The sequence below is a fragment of the Amycolatopsis thailandensis genome, assembly GCF_002234405.1.
In the GTDB taxonomy this organism is placed as follows: Bacteria; Actinomycetota; Actinomycetes; order Mycobacteriales; family Pseudonocardiaceae; genus Amycolatopsis; species Amycolatopsis thailandensis.
Map to the genome: position 1 here is coordinate 10,176 of NZ_NMQT01000001.1, position 20,380 is coordinate 30,555.

A 20,380-nucleotide genomic window follows, 5' to 3' on the forward strand; every position below is an offset into this window, starting at 1 on the left:
GACGGTGGTCCTCCTCGCGGCGGCGGGCCGGGGGTCAGAGTTCGTTGTCCAGCAGGGCGAACATGTCGTCGATGGTGTCCACTTCCAGGTCGGCGTCGCCGCCGGACGGACGGACGCGGTCCTGCCACAGGGCCACCAGGTTCCGCAGCTTCGCCTCGACCTCGGCCCCGTCCGCGCTTGCCAAGTCCACTGTGGACAATTCGGCGGCGAGCTTGTCGATTCCCGACGCCAGGCCGGTTTCCTCTGTCGCGGCAGGTCCCGCGGCGTCTATCTCGGACTGGAGGAACTTGGCGAGGTCGTCCGGGGTCGGGTAGTCGAAGATCAGCGTCGCGGGCAGGCGCAGCCCGGTGGCCGCGTCGAGACCGTTACGCAGCTCGACCGCGGTCAGCGAGTCGAAGCCCAGATCGGTGAACGCCCGGCCCGGCTCGATCGAGTCCGCACCGTCGTGCCCGAGTGCCACGGCGGCCTGGCCGCGCACCACGTCGAGCAGCACCCGTTCGGCGTCCACTTGCGACAGTCCGGCGAGCCGTCGCTTGAGCCCGTCGGCCTGCGCCGCCGCGTCCACCGGAGCGGCGCGCCGCACCGAACCGCGGACGAGACCGCGCAGCAGCGGCGGCACCGGACCGGTCATCGAGCGGAGCCCGGCGACGTCCAGCTTGACCGGCACCGAGACCGGTTCGGCCAGGCCGGTGGCCAGGTCGAACAACTCCAGCCCCTCGACCGGGTCGAAACTGCCGACCCCGTCGCGGCCCATCCGGTCCGCGTCGGCCGAGTCGCCCATGCCGTCGGCCCAGAGGCCGAAGGCGAGCGACGTCGCGGGCAGGCCGAGGCCGCGGCGGTGGTGCGCCAGCCCGTCGAGGAAGGTGTTCGCGGCGGCGTAGTTCGCCTGCCCCGGCGCGCCGAGCACCCCGGCGGCCGACGAGAACAGGACGAACATGGTCAGGTCGTGACCACGGGTGAGTTCGTGCAGGTTCCACGCCGCGTCCACCTTGGGCCGCAGCACCTTTTCGAGCCGCTCGGGGGTGAGCGCGGTCAGCAGGCCGTCGTCGAGGACACCGGCCGCGTGCACCACCCCGGTCAGCCCGGGCGTGCGGTCCAGTACCTCGGCGAGCGAGGCGCGGTCGGCGGCGTCGCACGCCTCGATCCGCACGTTCGCGCCGAGTTCGGTCAGTTCCGCCGTCAATTCGGCCGCGCCGGGCGCGTCCGGACCGCGACGGCTGGTCAGCACCAGGTCCCGGATGTCGTGCTTGGTCACCAGGTGCCTGGCCAGCACCGCGCCGAGACCGCCGGTACCGCCGGTGACGAGCACCGTGCCGCCGATCGGGCGGCGCGGCACGGTCAGCACGACCTTGCCGACGTGCTTGGCCTGGGACAGGAACCGCAGCGCCTCCGGTGCCCGGCGCAGATCCCAGGTCCGGATCGGCAGCGGGGTGAGCGCGCCCTGGTCGAACAAGGTGATCAGCTCCTCCCATATCCGCGCGATCCGGTGGTTGCCGGCGTCGATCACGTCGAACGCCTGGTAAGTCACACCGGGATGGTGCCCCGCGGCGCCGCCGTCCGGACGGACGTCGGTCTTCCCCATTTCCACGAACCGTCCACCGCGCGGTAACAGGCGCATCGACGCGTCGATGAAGTCGCCCGTCAGCGCGTTGAGGACGACGTCCACGCCGTTCCCGCCGGTGGTCTCGCGGAACCGCTCCTCGAAGTCGAGCGTCCGCGACGAGGCGATGTGGTCATCGGCCAGTCCGGCCGCGCGCAGGACGTCCCATTTGCCCTCGCTCGCGGTGCCGAACACCTCGGCGCCGAGGTGCCGGGCGAGTTGCGTGGCGGCCATGCCGACACCACCCGCCGCGGCGTGGATGAGCACCGACTCGCCCTTCTTCAGCGCGCCGAGGTCGGTCAGCGCGTAGTAAGCGGTGAGGAACACCAGCGGCACCGACGCGGCTTCTTCGAACGTCCAGCCCTCGGGCATCTTCGCCAGCAGGTCCCGGTCGGCGAAGGTGAGCGGGCCGAACCCGCCGTGCACCAGGCCCATCACCCGGTCGCCCACGACGAGATCGTCCACTTCGGACCCGACGTCGGTGACGACACCGGCGGCCTCGTAGCCGATCCGGCCGGCGTCACCCGGGTACATGCCGAGCACGTTGAGCACGTCGCGGAAGTTCGTCCCGGCCGCCCGGGTGGCGATCCGGACCTCACGCGGCAGCAACGGTTCCAGCACGTCCGGGTACGGCTCGAAGGAGAGCCTGTCGAGCGTGCCCTTGACGACGCTGTCCAGGCGCCAGGCCTCTTCGTGCCACGGCGGCACGAGATCGGTCGACGACGCGGCGGTCAGCAGCCGGGCGGCGTGGACGACGCCGTCACGGACGGCCAGCTGGGTTTCGTCGCCCAGCACGGCCAGCGCGGTGTCGACGTGCGCCTCGGCGGCGTCGAGCAGCACCAGGCGACCGGGGTTCTCGGACTGGGCACTGCGGACCAGACCCCAGACCGCGGCCGAAGCCGGGTCGATAATGTCCGATGTAGACACGGCGACCGCGTTTTCGGTGCGCACGACGAGGATGGCGTCCTTCTCCTCGGCCAGCCACTCCTGAAGTTTCGCCAGCGTGCTTCGCAGCAGAGCGTGCGCGGCCGCCGGGGTCTCGTCGGCGCCGGGTACCGCCGAGAGCAGCTCTGTCGCCGGAGCCGGGGACTCGTTCGTGACCTGGGCCCAGCCGAGCCGGAACAGTGAGTCCGAAGTGGACGGATCCACTAGGCCGAGGTCGGTGACCTCACGCAGCAGCAACGACCCCACCGTCAGCACCGGCGCTCCGGCACCGTCGGTGAGTTCCAGCCGCACCGAGTCCGTGCCGGAGGCCGCGACCCGGACGCGGGCGGCGGTGGCGCCGGCCGCGTGCAGGACGACGTCACGCCAGAGGAACGGCAGCCGGGTGGTTTCGGCGTTCCCGGGCAGCAGGCCGATGGCGTGCAGCGCGGCGTCGAGCAGGGCCGGGTGCAGGCCGAACTTCCCGGCGTCGCCGTGCGCGGCGGCGGGAAGTTCGAGGTCCGCGCAGACCTCTTCACCCACGAGCCAAGCGGCGGTGAGGCCCTGGAACACCGGCCCGTATTGCAGGCCCGCGTCGGCGAGCCCCGCGTAAAGCTCGGTGACGTCGACTGCCTGAGCTCCGGCAGGCGGCCACGTGGCGTCCTTGGCCGCCGGATAGGCGTCCCCGGGGGCGAGCAGGCCGGTCGCGTGCTCGGTCCACTGGGCCTCGCCGAGGCGGGAGTGGATCGACACCGGACGTCGTCCGTCGTCGTCCGGCGATCCGACCACCACCTGCACGGCCAGTCCGCCGGTCTCCGGCAGCACCATCGGTGCGGCCAGGGTCAGTTCGGCCACCCGGGAGCAGCCGAGTTCGTCGCCCGCCCGGACGGCGAGTTCGACCAGGGCCGCGCCGGGGACCAGCACGGTGCCGAGCACCGCGTGATCGGCCAGCCACGGCTGCACGGCGCGGGACAGCCTGCCGTAGCCGACCAGGCCGTCTTCGCCCGCCGTCGGCACGGTCGCGCCGAGCAGCGGGTGCCCGGCCGCGGCCAGGCCGAGCCCGGCGGCGTCACCGGCGACGGCGGGCGGGTCGAGCCAGAACCGTTCGCGCTGGAACGCGTAGGTGGGCAGCGGGACGGCGTGGGCGTCCGTGCCCTCGAAGAACTTCGCCCAATCGACCTCAACCCCCGCCGCAATTAGTCGACTAAATGCGAGGGCGGCGGTCTGGCGTTCGTCACGGTCCTTGCGCAGCACCGGGACGAACACCGCGTCGGGGGCGCTGTCGAGGCCCATCGCGGAGAGCACGCCGTCCGGGCCGAGTTCCGCGAACCGGGTGACGCCTGCCGCCGAGAGCGCGGCGACGCCGTCGGCGAACCGCACGGTCTCTCGGACGTGGCGGACCCAGTACCCCGGGTCGGTCAGATCGGCCGTTTCGCTCACGGTGGACACGATCGGGATCCGCGGCTCGGAATACTCCAGCGACGCCGCCACTTCGGCGAACTCCGCCAGCATCGGCTCCATGAGCGCCGAGTGGAACGCGTGGGAGACGACCAGTGCCTTGGTGCGGCGGCCTTCCTGCGCGAACCGGTCAGCGACCTGGCGGACCGGACCGTCCACACCGGACAGGACGATCGCCTGCGGTCCGTTGACCGCCGCAAGGCAGACCTCGTCGGACAGGAACTCGCGCACCTCGTCCTCGGTCGCCTGGACCGCGACCATCGCGCCACCTTCCGGCAGCGCCTCCATCAACCGACCGCGGGCTTCGACGAGCTTCGCCGCGTCCTCCAGGGAGAACACGCCCGCCACCTGGGCTGCGGCGATCTCGCCAATCGAGTGCCCGGCCAGGAAATCGGGCCGGATCCCCCACGACTCCACCAGCCGGAACAACGCCACTTCCAGGGCGAAGATCGCGGGCTGCGCGGTGCCGGTGCGGTCGATATCTCCATCAAGCGGAAGCAGCGCGGTGACCTCGTCGTAAGCCTCGGCGAACACCGGGAAAGCGTCGTAGAGACCTTGCCCCATGCCGAGCCGCTGGGACCCCTGACCGGTGAACAGCATCGCGAGCTTGCCCTCGGCCACGCGGCCGGTGACGACGTCCGGGGTAGTCCCGCCACCCGCGAGGGCGGCCAGTCCGGAGCGCAAGTCGCCGGTGAGCACCGCCCGCCGTTCGAACGCGGTCCGCGTGGTCGCCAGGGCGTAACCGATGTCGACCGGGTCGGCGAACCCGACGGTGCCGAGCAGTCGTCCGGCCTGGGCCCGCAGCGCGTCTTCCGTGCGGGCGCTCAGCACCCACGGCAGTAGCGACGGCGCCGCCGGGGCCGCGTGCTTCACCGGCTCCGGGACCTGCTCCAGGATGACGTGCGCGTTGGTACCGCTGATGCCGAACGCCGACACCGCCGCGCGCCGGGGCCTGTCCGCCTCGGGCCAAGGACGTGCCTCGGTCAGCAGCCGGACCTCGCCCTCGCTCCAGTCGACGTGCGGGGACGGCTCGTCGACGTGCAGGGTGGCGGGCAGGACGCCGTGCCGCATCGCCTCGACCATCTTGATGATCCCGGCGAGCCCGGCGGCGGCCTGCGTGTGGCCGATGTTGGACTTCACCGAACCCAGCCACAGCGGTTCCTCGCGGTCCTGGCCGTAGGTGGCCAGCAGCGCCTGTGCCTCGATCGGGTCACCCAGCGCGGTTCCCGTGCCGTGCGCCTCGACGATGTCCACAGTGGACGATTCGACGCCCGCCGCGGCCAATGCGCGCCGGATGACCCGTTGCTGCGAGGGTCCGTTGGGCGCGGTCATGCCGTTGGACGCGCCGTCCTGGTTGACCGCGCTGCCGCGGACCACCGCCAGCACGTGACGTCCGTTGCGACGGGCGTCGGAAAGCCGTTCCAGGAGCAGGAATCCGGCGCCCTCGGCCCAGGCGGTGCCGTCGGCCGCGGCCGCGAACGGCTTGCAGCGGCCGTCGGCGGCCAGGCCGCGCTGGCGGGAGAACTCGATGAACGGGTTGGGGCTGGCCATCACGGTCGCGCCGCCGACCAGCGCCAGTCCGCATTCACCGGAGCGCAGCGCTTGCGCCGCCCAGTGCAGGGCGACCAGCGAGGACGAGCACGCCGTGTCGACCGAGACCGCCGGGCCTTCGAGCCCGAAGGTGTAGGCGACTCGGCCGGTCAGCACGCTGCTCGCGCTGCCGGTCCCGAGCAGGCCCTCCATCCCGTCCGGGGTGGCGGCGAGACGCGACGCGTAGTCGTCGTACATGACACCGGCGAACACACCGGTGGCGCTGCCGCGCAGCGAGACCGGATCGATCCCGGCGCGTTCGAACGCCTCCTGCGCGGTCTCCAGCAGCAGCCGCTGCTGCGGGTCGACGGTGACCGCCTCGCGCGGAGAGATGCCGAAGAACTCCGCGTCGAAGTCGGCGGCGTCGTGCAGGAAACCGCCCTCGCGGGCGTAGCTGGTGCCGGGGTGGTCGGGGTCCGGGTGGTACAGCCCGTCGAGGTCCCAGCCGCGGTCGGTCGGGAACGGCGTGATCGCGTCGGTCCCTTCGGCGACCAGGCGCCACAGGTCCTCCGGCGAGCTGACGCCGCCCGGGAAGCGGCAGCTCATCGCGACGATCGCGATGGGCTCGTCCGGCTCGGCGACCCGCACCGGTTCGACGTCCACAGTGGACGCCTCTCCGGACAGTTCGCCGCGGATGTACGTGGCCAGTGCCGCCGGGTTCGGGTGGTCGAAGATCAGCGTGGCGGGCAGCCGCAGCCCGGTCGCCTCGTCGAGCCGGTTGCGCAGTTCGACCGCGGTGAGCGAGTCGAAGCCGAGTTCGGTGAACGCGCGGCCGGCCTCGACCGACGTCGCGGTGCCGTGTCCGAGCACGTCGGCGACGTGACCCCGGACCAGGTCGACCAGATGCGAGAGCTGGTCGGCGGGTGAGAGCCGGGCGAGCGTCGCGGTCAGCCCGGCGGCGGCCGCGGCGTTGGCCGCACCCCGCCGCTTCGGCACCCGGACCAGACCGCGCAGCGCGGGTGCGGGCTCGGTCGTGCGAGCCAGCGTGCGCAGCGTCGCCAGGTCGAGCTTGACCGGCACCGGGACCGGCGTCGAAGCGGCCAGCGCGGCGTCGAACAACGCCAGGCCCTCTTCGTCGGTCAGCGCCCCGAATCCCGCGCGGGCGAGCCTGTCCACATCGGACTGCCCGCCCATGCCGTTGGCCCACAGGCCGTACGCGAGCGAACGGGCGGGCAGGCCCTCGGCTTGACGGCGGCGCGCGAGGTCGTCGAGCAGGGCGTTGGCCGCGGCGTAACTGGCCTGCCCCGGACCGCCGAGGATTCCGGACACCGAGGACACCAGGACGAACTGGGTCAACGGCTTGCCGAGGGTGAGTTCGTGGAGCGCGAGCGCCGCCTCGGCCTTGGGCCGCAGCACGGTGTCGAAGCGCTCCGGGGTCAGTTCGGTGACGACGCCGTCGTCGAGCACACCGGCGGCGTGCACGATCCCGGTGAGGTCTTCGATCCCGTCGAGCAGGACGGCGAGCGCGTCGCGGTCGGTGACGTCGCAGGCGACGACGTCGGCGCCGAGTTCTTCCGCCAGCTCCGCCGCGCCCGGAGCGTCGAGACCACGACGGCTGGTGAGGACCAGCTTCGTGACGCCGGGTGCGAGGTGCCGGGCGATCGCGGCCCCGACCCCGCCGGTGCCGCCGGTGACGAGAACCGTGCCCTCGCCCCAGATCGCTGCCTCACCCGGGGTGGCCCGGGCGAGACGCGGGACTTCCGCGACGCCGTCGCGGATCCGCACCTGCGGTTCACCGGTGGCCAGTGCCAGGCTGACGTCCTCGCCTTCGAGGACGACGAACCGGTCCGGGTGCTCCGAGGCGGCGGTGCGGGCGAGACCGCGCACAGCGGCCCCGGCCGGAGTGTCACCGGTGCGGATCACCAGCCGTGTCCCGCCGTCGGCCAGGAACTCCTGGATCGCGGTCAGGGTCTCGGCCAGTGCCGCTCGCGGCTCGCCTTCGGGTGCGGTGAAGACCGTGACGTCCTCAGGAACCTCGCCGTCGGCGGGTACCTCGACCCAGGTCAGTTCGTACAGCGAGTCCGTTTGCTGCGCCGGTGCCTCGGCGGTGCGGACCGCGACCGTGCCGATCGTGGCGACCGGCGCACCGGTGGTGTCGGTGACCAGCAAGGAGAATCCGGATCCGGCGGGCGTGACCCGGACGCGCAGCGCGGTGGCGCCGGTGGCGTGCAGGGTGACGTCGCCGAACAGGAACGGCAGGCGGGTGCCCTCGCCCGGCAGGAGACCGAGGGTGTGGAGCGCCGCGTCGAGCAGCGCCGGGTGCAGGCCGAAGCCGTCGACGTCGGTGCCCTCGGGCAGTTCGATCTCGGCGAAGACGGTGTCGCCATCGCGCCAGGCGGTGGCGAGCCCGCGGAACGGCGGTCCGTAGTCGAGCCCCGCGGCCGCCATGTCCGCGTAGAGCCCGTCGAGTGAGAGCGGCTCGGCGGCGGGCGGCCATTCCGTGAGCCCGGTCGGCACGGCGGCCGTCTCCGGGGTGAGCGTGCCCGTCGCGTGCTCGGTCCATTCCCCTTGCGGGGCACGCGAATGCACCGAAACCGGACGACGTCCGCCGGTGCCCGCGGCGCCGACGAGCACCTGGACGTCCAGCGCGCCGTGCGGCGGCAGCACCAGCGGCGCGGCGAGGGTCAGTTCCTCCACGCCTCCGCAGCCGGCTTCGTCACCGGCGCGAACGGCGAGTTCGAGCAGTCCGGTGCCGGGGACGAGCACTTCACCGAACGCGGCGTGCCCGGCCAGCCACGGATGCGTGGCGACCGAAAGCCGTCCGGTGAGCACCCAGCCGTCACCGTCGGCGAACGGCACGGCGGCACCCAGCAGCGGGTGCCCGGCGACCTGGAGCCCGGCCGAGGTGACGTCGCCCGCTCCGGTCCCGGCGGCGAGCCAGAAGCGGCGGCGGTCGAACACCGACGTCGGCAGGTCGACGACGCGGGCACCGGTCGGGCGGAACACCGCCGCCCAGTCGACTCCGACGCCGCGGGTGTACGCGGTGGCCAGCGTGGTGAGCGCGGTCTCGGCCTCGTCGCGGTCGGCGCGCAGGAACGACGACGCGAAGGTGTCCGGGCCGTCGTCGGCGAGCGCGGTCAGCACGGCGGCCGGGCCCAGTTCCAGGAACCTGGTCACCCCGGCCTCGCGCAGCCACGCCAGCCCGGCGTCGAACCGGACGGTGGCACGGACGTGCTCCACCCAGTACTCCGGTTCGGCGACCCGCGCCGTCCGTTCACCATCCACTGTGGACACGAACGGGATCGTCGGCGCCGAGAACTCCAAGCTCCGCACCACGGCGGCGAACTCGTCGAGCATCGGCTCCATCAGGGCCGAGTGGAACGCGTGCGAGACCTCCAGCCGCTTGGTACGGCGGCCGAGCTTCTCGAACTTCTTGGCCAGCTTCAGCGTCGGCGACGCGGCGCCCGAAAGAACCACCGCGTCCGGGCCGTTCACAGCGGCCAGCGAGACCTTCGGCGTCAGATGCTCGCGCACCTCGTCCTCACTCGCCTGGACCGCGACCATCGCGCCGCCCTCGGGCAGCGCCTCCATCAACCGGCCACGAGCCTCGACGAGCTTGGCCGCGTCCGCCAGGGAAAGCACCCCGGCGACGTGCGCCGCCGCGAACTCGCCGATCGAGTGCCCGGCCACGAAATCGGGCGTCATGCCCCAGGACTCGGCGAGCCGGTACAGCGCGACTTCGAGTGCGAAGATCGCGGGCTGCGCGGCGCCGGTGCGGTTCAGGTCGCCGCCGGTCGGGAGCAGTGCGGCGACCTCGTCATAGGCCTTGGCGAACACCGGGAAGGCGGCGTAGAGCCCTTCGCCCATGCCGAGACGCTGGGATCCCTGACCGGTGAACAGGAACGCCGTCCGTCCGGACAGCACGCGCCCGGTGACGACCGACGGCGTGATCGTGCCCTCGGCCAGCGAGCCGAGTCCGGCGCGGAGTTCTTCTTCCGTGGCACCGAGCACGACGGCACGCCGTTCGTGCGCGGTCCGGGTCGTGGCGAGCGCGAAACCGACGTCGACCGGCTCGCCGTCGCGGCCGAGCAGTCGCCCGGCCTGCTCCCGCAGGGTGTCTTCGGCGCGGCCGGAGAGCACCCACGGCACGAGCGCCGGAGTCACGACCTCGCGCGGTGCGGGGGTTTCGGCCGGAGGCTGTTCGAGGATGACGTGCGCGTTGGTGCCGCTGATCCCGAACGACGACACGGCGGACCGGCGCGGACGTCCGGTCTCCGGCCACTCCCGGCCGTCGGCGAGCAGCTCGACGTCACCGGCTTCCCAGTCGACGTGCGGCGTCGCCTCGCCCAGGTGCAGCGTCGGCGGCAGGACACCGTGGCGCATCGCCTGGACCATCTTGATGATCCCGGCGACGCCCGCCGCGGCCTGCGTGTGGCCGAAGTTGGACTTCACGGAGCCGAGGTACAGCGGCTCGCCGTCACGCTCGCGGCCGTAAGTGGCCAGGAGCGCCTGAGCCTCGATCGGGTCGCCCAGCGTCGTACCGGTGCCGTGCGCCTCGACAGCGTCCACAGTGGACGACGGGACCCCGGCGGCGGCCAGCGCCTGACGAATCACGCGCTGCTGCGAGGGACCGTTAGGCGCGGTGAGGCCGTTGGACGCGCCGTCGGAGTTGACCGCGGAGCCCTTGACGACCGCGAGCACGCGGTGCCCGTTGCGGCGCGCGTCGGAAAGCCGTTCCAGCACGAGCATTCCGGCGCCTTCGGCCCAGCCGGTCCCGTCGGCGTCGGCCGAGAACGATTTGCAGCGGCCGTCGGCCGCGAGGCCGCGCTGACGGGAGAACCCGATGAACGTCTCCGGCGTCGCCATCACCGTGACACCGCCGGCCAGCGCCAGCGAGCACTCCCCCGACTTCAGCGCCTGCGTCGCCCAGTGCAGGGCCACCAGCGACGAGGAGCACGCGGTGTCGACCGAAACCGCGGGTCCCTCCAGACCGAGGGTGTAGGCGACACGGCCGGACAGCACGCTCCCCGAAGTGCCGGTGCCGAGGAAACCCTCGACGTCGTCGGGGACGTCGTTGCCAAGCCGGGTGCCGTAATCGTGGTACATGACGCCGGCGAACACGCCGGTCGGGGTGCCCTTGAGCGCCGTCGGGTCGGTGCCGGAACGCTCCAGCGCCTCCCACGCGACTTCGAGCAGCAGACGCTGCTGCGGGTCCATCGCGAGCGCCTCACGCGGCGAGATCCCGAAGAACTCCGGGTCGAAGTCGCCCGCGTCGTGCAGGAATCCGCCTTCGCGGGTGTAGGTCTTGCCCGGCCGGTCAGGGTCGGGGTCGTAGATGCCGTCGACGTCCCAGCCGCGGTCCTCGGGGAACCGGGTCACGCCGTCGCGGCCACCGGCGACCAGGTCCCACAGCTCTTCCGGCGACGTCACGCCGCCCGGGTAGCGGCAGGCCATGCCGACGATGACGATCGGGTCGCCGTCGGCGCGGGCGGCGGTGAAGACCGGGGTCGCGTCGGCGGGTTCGTCGAGCAGTTCGGCGAGCAGGAACTCGGCCAGCGCCGAGGGCGTCGGGTGGTCGAAGGTCAGCGTCGCGGGGAGCCGCAGCCCGGTGACCGTGCCGAGGCGGTTGCGGAACTCGACCGCGGTGAGCGAGTCGAAACCGAGGTCACCGAAGGCGCGGTCGGCCTCGACGGCGTCGGGGCTGGTGTGGCTGAGGACGTGCGCGGCCTCGGTGCGGACCAGTTCGGTCAGCAGCCGTGTGCGCTCACCGGCGGGCACGCCCGCCAGACGCTGCCGCAGGCCCGCGGCTTCCGCTTCCTCCGCGGCACGGCGACGTCGCGGCCGGACCAGGCTCCGCAGCACGTGCGGCACCTCGGCTTCGGCACGCAAGGCGGCCAGGTCCAGCTTGGTCGCGACGGGACGCGGGTCGTCACCGAGGGCCAGCAGGTCGAACAGCTCCAGCCCGGCTTCGACCGGCAGCGCGGTCCCGCCGCGGCCCTCGCCCATGCCGGTTTCCCAGAGGCCGTAAGCGATCGACGTGCCGGGCAGGCCCTGGGCACGCCGGAGCGTGGCGAGCCCGTCGAGGTAGCCGTTGGCCGCCGCGTAGTTCGCCTGACCGGGTGCGCCGAGCGCGCCGGCGATCGAGGAGAACGTGACGAACAGCTTCAGGTCCGTGGTCAGTTCGTGCAGATGCCGCGCGGCCTCCGCCTTCGGACCAGCCACGGCGGCGAGCCGCTCGGGGGTCATCGCGGTGAGGACGCCGTCGTCGAGGACACCCGCCGCGTGCACAACGCCGCTGAGCGGTTCTTCGACAAGCGCGAGCACGGACTCCAGCTGGGACCGGTCGGCGACGTCGCAAGCGGCGATCGTCACCTCGGCGCCGAGCGCGCGCAGATCCTCACGCAAGGTCTCGGCACCGGGCGCGTCGGCACCCCGGCGTCCGACGAGCAGCAGGTGCCGGACGCCGTGTCGCTCGACGAGCCGCCGCGCGACGTGCGCGCCGAGTCCGCCGGTACCGCCGGTGACCAGGACGGTGCCGTCGAGGGTCCAGTCCGGGTCGGCGGTGGCGCGGGACCGCGTCAGGCGGGGCACGCGCGGACCGTCTTCGGTGAACTTGACCTCGGGTTCGCCGGTGGCGGCCGCGATCCGGGCGTCTCCGTCACCGTGGACCAGGACGAACTTGTCCGGGTACTCGGCCTGCGCGCTGCGCACCAGTCCGGCGATCGCGGCGTGCGCAGGGCTGTCGCCGGTGAGATGGACGACAAGCCGGTCTTCGGCCGCCTGCAATGCTTCGAGCGTGGCCTCGACCGACGCGGCTTCGTGCACGGTGACGTCTTCGGCCTGCCGCGGAACGGCGACGGGGATCCAGTCGAGGCCGAACAGCGCGTCGGTGGCGGCGCTGGGCAGTGGCCCGTCGCCCACCGGACGCAGGCTCAGCGACGCGACGGAGAGCACCGGCGCGCCCGTGCCGTCGGTGACGTGCAAGGAAACGGCATCCTGCCCTGCCGGGGTGAGCCGGGCCCGCAGCGTGCTCGCGCCGGTGGCGTGCAACGCCAGCCCGGCCCACGAGAACGGCAGCCGCGCCGGGCCGCCGGTCAGGCCGACGGCGTGCAGAACGGCGTCGAGCAGTGCCGGGTGCAGCCCGAACCCGCGGACGTCGGTGCCCTCGGGCAGCGCGACCTCGGCGAAGACCTCGTCGCCCCGGCGCCAGGCCGCGCGCAGACCGCGGAACGGGTCCCCGTAGGTGAGCCCGGCCTCGGCCAGGGTGGTGTAGAAGCCTTCCAGGTCGATGGTTTCCGCGCCGGACGGCGGCCAATCGGTGGTCGCGGCGGGTTCCTCGACGGTCGTGGTCAGCGAGCCGGTGGCGTGCAACGTCCATTCGCCGTCCTGAGGACGCGAATGCACCGCCAGGCTGCCATCGTCCGAAAGGGACACGCGCAGCTGGACCGGGGCCGAGGTGAGCACCAGCGGTGCCTGCAACGTCAGTTCCTCGACGGTGCCGAAGCCGACCTCGTCGGCCGCCCGCACGGCCAGTTCGGCGAACGCGGTCCCGGGCAGCAGGACGGCGTCGCGGACGCGGTGCCCGGCCAGCCACGGCTGTTCGTCGAGCGACAGGCGTCCGGTGAGCACCAGCCCGCCGCGTTCGGGCAGCGCGACGGCGGCGCCCAGCAGCGGGTGGTCGAGCGCGCCGAGACCCAGCGCGGTGGCGTCGCCTGACCCCGGCGGGGCCAGCAGCCAGAAGCGACGGCGCTGGAACGGATAGGTGGGCAGGTTCGCGGGCCGCGCGCCGCTGCCGTCGAAGAAGCGGTCCCAGTCCACGGGAGCGCCCGCCGCGTGCACCGCGCCCAGCGCGGTCATCGCGGTCCTGGCCTCGTCGGAGTCCTTGCGCAGCGCGGGCACACCGCCGTCGACGAGCGCGCTGAGCACCGCGTCCGGTCCGAGTTCGAGGAACGTCGTGACGCCCTCGGCGGTCAGCGCCGCGAGAGCGTCGGCGAACCGGACGGTTTCTCGAACGTGCCGGACCCAGTAACCCGGGTCGGTCAGCTCCGCCGACGCGCTCACGGTGGACACGATCGGGATCCGCGGCCGGTTGTACTTCAAGGACGACGCGACTTCGGCGAACTCGTCCAGCATCGGCTCCATCAGCGCCGAGTGGAACGCGTGAGACACCACCAGATGCTTGGTGCGGCGGCCTTCTCCGGCGAACCGGGCGGCGACCTCGCGCACCGGACCGTCCACACCGGACAGGACGACGGCGTCCGGCCCGTTCACGGCGGCCAAGCAGACCTCGTCGGTCAGGAACTCACGCACCTCGTCCTCGGACGCCTGCACCGCGATCATCGCGCCGCCCTCGGGCAGCGCCTCCATCAGCCTGCCGCGCGCTTCGACGAGTTTCGCCGCGTCCTCCAGGGAAAGCACCCCGGCGACATGCGCCGCCGCGATCTCGCCGATCGAGTGCCCGGCGAGGAGATCGGGGGTCACACCCCAGGATTCGAAGAGCCGGAACAACGCCACTTCCAGGGCGAAGATCGCGGGCTGCGCGGTGCCGGTGCGGTCGATGTCACCATCGAGCGGCAGCAGCGCGGCGACCTCGTCATACGCCGTCGCGAACACCGGGAAGGTCTCGTACAGACCCTGGCCCATGCCGAGCCGCTGGGCGCCCTGGCCGGTGAACAGGAACGCGAGCCGTCCGGTGACCGCGCGGCCGGACACGACGTTGGCCGCCCGGCCGGTGTCGGCGAACGCGGACAGCCCGGCCCGCAGCACCGACGGATCGGTTCCGACGACGACCGCGCGCCGTTCGTGCGCGGTGCGGGCGGTGGCGAGGGTCCAGGCGACGTCGAGCGGGTCGTCCGTCAGGTTCGCGAGCCGCGCGGCCTGTGCCCGCAAGGCCTCCTCGGAACGGCCGGACAGCACCCACGGAAGCATCGCGGGCCGGGTTCCCGGCTCGGGGGTCTCTTGCGCGGGAACGTGTTCCAGCACGACGTGCGCGTTGGTCCCGCTGAATCCGAAGGACGAGACGCCCGCCCGACGCGGACGGCCGGTCTCCGGCCAGTTCGCGGACTCGGTGGCCACGCGGATCGCGCCGGCCTCCCAGTCGACCTGGGCCGAGGGCGCGTCGACGTGCAGCGTCGCGGGGACGACGCCGTGCCGCATCGCCTCGACCATCTTGATCACCCCGGCGACCCCGGCCGCGGCCTGCGTGTGCCCGAAGTTCGACTTGACCGAGCCGAGCAGCAGCGGCTCTTCGCGGTCCTGGCCATAGGTGGCGAGCAAGGCCTGCGCCTCGATCGGGTCGCCCAGCCTGGTGCCGGTGCCGTGCGCCTCGACGACGTCGACGTCCGAAGTGGACAGTCCGGCGTTCGCGAGCGCCTGGAGGATGACGCGCTGCTGCGACGGGCCGTTCGGCGCGGTAAGCCCGCTGGACGCCCCGTCCTGATTGACCGCGGATCCCTTGAGCAGCGCCAGCACGGGGTGTCCGTTGCGGCGCGCGTCGGACAGCTTCTCCAGCAGGACGAACCCGGCGCCCTCACCCCAGGCGACGCCGTCGGCGCCGTTGGCGAAGGCCTTGCAGCGGCCGTCGATCGCCATCGCGTTCTGCTTGCTGAAGTCGACGAACGGATCGGGGTTGGCCATCACGGTGACACCGCCGGCCAGCGCGAGCGAGCACTCCCCCGACCGCAATGCCTGGCTCGCCAGATGCATCGCGACCAGCGAAGACGAGCACGCCGTGTCCACCGAGACGGCCGGTCCCTCGAACCCGAAGGTGTAGGAGACACGGCCGGACATCATCGCGCCGGACGTGCCGGTGCCGAGGAAGCCTTCGACCTCCTCCGGGATCTTCGTCAGCCTGGAGGCGTATTCGTGGTAGATCGCGCCGGTGAAGACACCGGTGTCGCTGCCGCGCAGGGTGCCCGGCGGGATTCCCGCGCGTTCGAAGGCCTCCCAGGCGATCTCCAGCAGCAACCGCTGCTGCGGATCCATGGCGAGCGCTTCACGGGGCGAGATCCCGAAGAACTCCGGGTCGAAGTCGCCCGCGTCGGGCAGGAAGCCGCCGGTGCGGGTGTTCGACACGCCCTGTTTGCCCGGGGTCGGGTCGAACAGCGCCGCCAGGTCCCAGCCGCGGTCGGTGGGGAACTCCGTGAGGCCTTCGCGGCCCTCGGCCACGAGACGCCACAGGTCTTCCGGCGTGTTCACCTCACCGGGGAACCGGCAGCTGGTCGCGACGACCGCGATCGGCTCACTGTCATCGGTGACGCGGGCGCGGGTCCGGGGCCCGGCGGTGAGGTCGCCGAGCAGTTCCGAGCGCACGTAGCCGGCGAGGGCGACCGGGGTCGGGTGGTCGAAGATCACCGTCGACGGCAGCCGCAGCCCGGTCACGGAACCGAGGCGGTTGCGCAGTTCGACCGCGGTCAGCGAGTCGAAACCGGAGTCCATGAAGCCGCGGCCGGGTTCGACGGTGGCGGCGTTGACGTGCCCGAGCACCAAGGCGACCTGGGTGCGGACGAGGTCGAGCAGTTCGCGGTCCTGGTCGGCCTCGGTCAGCCCGGCGAGCCGCCTGGCCAGCGAGGAATCACTGCCCGATTTGGCGGTCCGGCGGCCGGGTTTCACGAGCGCGCCGAGCAGCGGCGGGAGCGGTCCGGACGCGGCGAGCACCGGCAGATCCAGCTGCACCGGGATGGCCAGCGGCGCACCGGCGGCGATGGCCGCGTCGAACAGCGCGAGGCCGTCCTCGACGGCGAGCGCGGGAGTGCCTCCGGCGCGCAGCCGCGCCAGGTGGGCCTCGCCGAGTGTCTCCGCCATGCCCGCGGCCCACGGGCCCCAGGCCAGCGACTGCCCGGCGAGGCCGAGCGACCGGCGGTGGGCGGCGAGACCGTCGAGATAACCATTGGCCGCCGCGTAGTTGCCCTGTCCCGGCGCGCCGAGCACACCGGCGGCGGAGGAGAACGTGACGAAGAGCTCCGGGTCGCCGGAGAGTTCGTGCAGATGCCTTGCGGCGTCGGCCTTCGGGCCGAGCACGTAGTCGAGCCGCTCCTGGGTGAGCGCGTCGATGGTGCCGTCGTCCAGCACACCGGCGGCGTGCACGACACCGGTCAGGTCGACACCGTCCAGCAGCGCGGCCACCGCTTCACGATCGGAGACGTCGCACGCGACGACCTGGACGTCGGCGTCCAACTCCTCGACCAGCTCCCGCGCGCCCGGCGCGTCCAGGCCGCGACGGCTGGTGAGCAGCAGCTTCCGGACGCCGTGCGTGGTCACGAGATGGCGGGCGATCAGGGCGCCGAGGCCGCCCGTGCCGCCGGTGATCAGCACCGTCCGCTCGGGGTCGAGTGTCCTCGGCATGGTGAGCGCGACCTTGCCGATGTGCTTGGCCTGGCTGAGGAACCGGAACGCTTCCCGGGCTTCGCGGACGTCCCAGGTGCGGGTCGGCAGCGGGGCGAGCGCGCCGGAAGCGAACAGCGCGGTCAGCGCGTCCCACATCTGTGAAGTCCGCTCCGGACCAGCGTCGATCAGGTCGAACGCTTGGTAGTGGACGCCTTCGGGCTCGCGGATGTCGGTCTTGCCCATCTCCAGGAAGCGGCCGCCCGGTGCCATCGTGCGGATCGAGGCGTCGATGAAGTCCCCGGCGAGCGCGTTCAGCACGACGTCGATGCCGCTGAAGCGCTCCTCGAACTCCAGCGTGCGGCTGGAGGCGATGTGCGCGTCGTCGAGTCCGGCGTCGCGCAGCACGTACTGCTTGCTTTCGCTCGCGGTGCCGTAGACCTCGGCGCCCAGATGCCGCGCGAGCTGGGTGGCGGCCATGCCGACACCGCCGGCGGCGGCGTGGATCAGGATCGACTCGCCCGCCTTGAGCCCAGCCAGGTCCACCAGCGCGTAGTAGGCGGTCAGGAACACCAGCGGCGTCGACGCGGCCTGCTCGTAGGTCCAGTCCGCGGGTTTGCGGGTGATCATCGGCCGTTCGGCGACCGCGACCGGGCCGGCGCCGCCGGAGACGAGGCCCATCACCTGGTCGCCGGGCCGCAGGTCGGTGACGCCGTCGCCGACCTCGAGGACGGTCCCGGCGAACTCGCTGCCGAGCAGCCCGGCCTCGCCGGGGTACATGCCGAGCGCGTTGAGCACGTCACGGAAGTTGAGCCCCGCGGCGCGGACGGAGACCCGGACGCCCTGCGGGCCGAGCGGCTCGTCGGGCAGCGGCTCCAGGGTCAGGTGATCGAAGGTGCCCTTGCCGGACAGGCCGAGCCGCCAGTTCCCGGACGGCGGCAGCAGCCTGCCGGTGGATTCGGGCGTGACCAGACGCGGCACGCGCAGTTCACCATCGCGGACGGAGACCTGCGGTTCACCCGAGGCCAAGACGGCTTCGGACAGCTCGTCGGCGAGCAGGAACCGGTCCGGATGCTCCGACTGGGCGCTGCGCACGAGCCCCCACACCGCGGCGGCCACCGGGTCCACATCGGACTGTCCGGTGTAGACAAAGAGCTTCGACGCGTTGAACCGGTCTTCGGCGAGGAAAGTGCGGAGAACATCCAGGGTGGCGCCGGTGACGGCGTGGACGTCATCCCCTTCGGCGTGGTACACGACGACCTCGGGTGCCTCGCCGGTGACGTCCGCGAAGTGCTCCCAGCTCGGCGCTTCGGTTTCCGGGGTGGCGATCGGACGCCACTCCAGCTCGTACAGCCCGTCACGGGAGGTCGCGGGGCGCAGTTGTCCCGCCGAAACGGGACGGACGACCAGCGAGCCGACCGTGGCGACCGGCGAACCGGTCCCGTCGGCCACGCGCAGCGTAACCGCGTCGGTGCCGGAAGGAGTGAGCCGGACACGCAGTTCGGCCGCGCCGGAGGCGTGCAGGACGACGTCGCTCCATGCGAACGGCAGGCGGGCGGGACCGTCGCCCTCCGCGAGCGCGTGCAACGCCGAGTCGAGGAGAGCGGGGTGCAGCCCGAAGCGACCGGCTTGGTCGCGGGCGGCGTCGGGCAGTGAGACCTCGGCGTAGGTGTGCTCGCCGTCGCGCCACAAAGCGCGCAAGCCCTGGAAGATCTCGCCGTACTCCAGCCCGGCCGAGGCCAGCTCGGAGTAGCGGCCTTCGAGCGACACGGCTTCGGCGCCGGGCGGCGGCCACTCGGCCAGCTCCCAGTCCGGCGTCGCGGCGGCCGGGGCGAGCGCGCCGGTCGCGTGCGGCGTCCACTCCCCCGCGCCGTGCGGACGCGAGTGCACGGTGAGCGGCCGGTGGCCCGACTCTTCGGGCGTCCCGGCCCACAGCTGGACCTGGACCGCGCCGCTCTCCGGAAGTACCAGCGGCGTCTGCAGGGTCAGCTCTTCCAGCGCCGTCAGCCCGGTTTCGTCGGCGGCACGCACGGCGAGCTCGACCAGCGCGGTGCCGGGCACGACGACCTGGCCGTGCACCAGGTGGTCGGCCAGCCACGGATGTGTGCGCAGCGAAAGGCTGCCGGTGAACAGGAATCCACCCGCGTCGGCGACCGAGACGGCGGCACCGAGCAGCGGGTGGTCGAGCGAGCCGAGGCCGAGACCCGCCGCGTCACCGGCGGCGTGGGTCGCGGGGAGCCAGTAGAACTCGCGCTGGAACGGGTACGTGGGCAGTTCGACGGGACGCGCGCCGTCGAACGCGGCGGCCCAGCCGACCTTCCCGCCGTGGACGTGCAGGGCGGCCAGCGCGGCGACGAACGTCTCGGGTTCGGGCCGGTCGCGGCGCAGCGCGGGGACGAACAGCCCGTCCGCGCTGTCCTGACCGGCGGCGGAGAGGATGCCGTCCGGGCCCAGTTCGAGGAAACGGGTGACGCCCGCTTCGGCCAGTGCCTTGACGCCGTCCGCGAACCGCACGGCCTCGCGCACGTGCCGGACCCAGTAGGCCGGGTCGAGGATCTCGGCGGTCTCGGCGATACGGCCGGTGACGCCCGCGATCAGCGCGATCTTCGGCGTCTTGTAGGTGACGCGGCGGGCGACGGCGGCGAAGTCGTCGAGCATGCCGTCCATCAGCGCCGAGTGGAACGCATGGGAGACGGCGAGGTGCTTGGTTCGGCGGCCCTGCTCGCTGAACACCGCCGCGACGGCTCGCACGGCGTCTTCGGTACCGGAGACGACGATGGCGCGGGGACCATTGACCGTGGCGATGTCCGCCCCCGCGACCAGGGCGGCGCGGACCTCGTCCTCGGTCGCCTCGATCGCGCACATCGCGCCACCGCGCGGCAACGCGCTCATGAGACGCCCGCGGGCGGCGATCAGCTCGGCGGCGTCTTCCAGCGACCAGACGCCGGCGACGTGCGCCGCGGCGAAGTCGCCGACGGAATGCCCGATCAGGAAGTCCGGGACGACGCCCCAGGATTCGACCAGCCGGTAGAGGGCGACCTCCAGCGCGAACAGCGCGGGCTGCGCGTTCGCGGTGTCGTTCAAGGCGTCCGCGTCGTCACCGAAGACGATCTCGCGCACGCCCGGCAGCAACTCGCAGACCTGGTCGAACGCGGCGGCGAACGCCGGATACGTCTCGTACAGCTCACGGCCCATGCCGAGGCGCTGCGAACCCTGGCCGGTGAAGCAGACCGCGAGGCTGCCGTCGGTCGCCTCGGCGACGTCGTGATTTCCTTCGGCGACAGCAGTCAGCCCTTGACGCAGCGTGGCTTCGTCGCGGCCGGTCACGACCGCGCGATGCTCGAAGGTGGACCTGGTCGCGGCCAGCGACCAGCCGATGCCGGCGGGATCGCCCTCGACGTCCAGCAGCGCACGGGCCTGGGCGCGCAACGCCGCCGGAGTGCGGCCGGACAGCACCCACGGGATCACCGGCGGAGCAACTGAGTCTACTGTGGACTCTTCGACCGCGGGCGCCTGCTCCAGCAGCACGTGGGAGTTGGTGCCGCTGAT

Annotated in this window: 1 protein-coding gene; it reads right to left on the reverse strand. The window is 72.7% G+C overall.

Annotated features, from left to right (window positions below):
• Nucleotides 1-34: 34 nt before the first annotated feature.
• Nucleotides 35-20,380 (reverse strand): type I polyketide synthase (locus tag CFP71_RS00010; protein ID WP_093931738.1); only part of this gene is annotated, 20,346 nt, incomplete at its 5' end.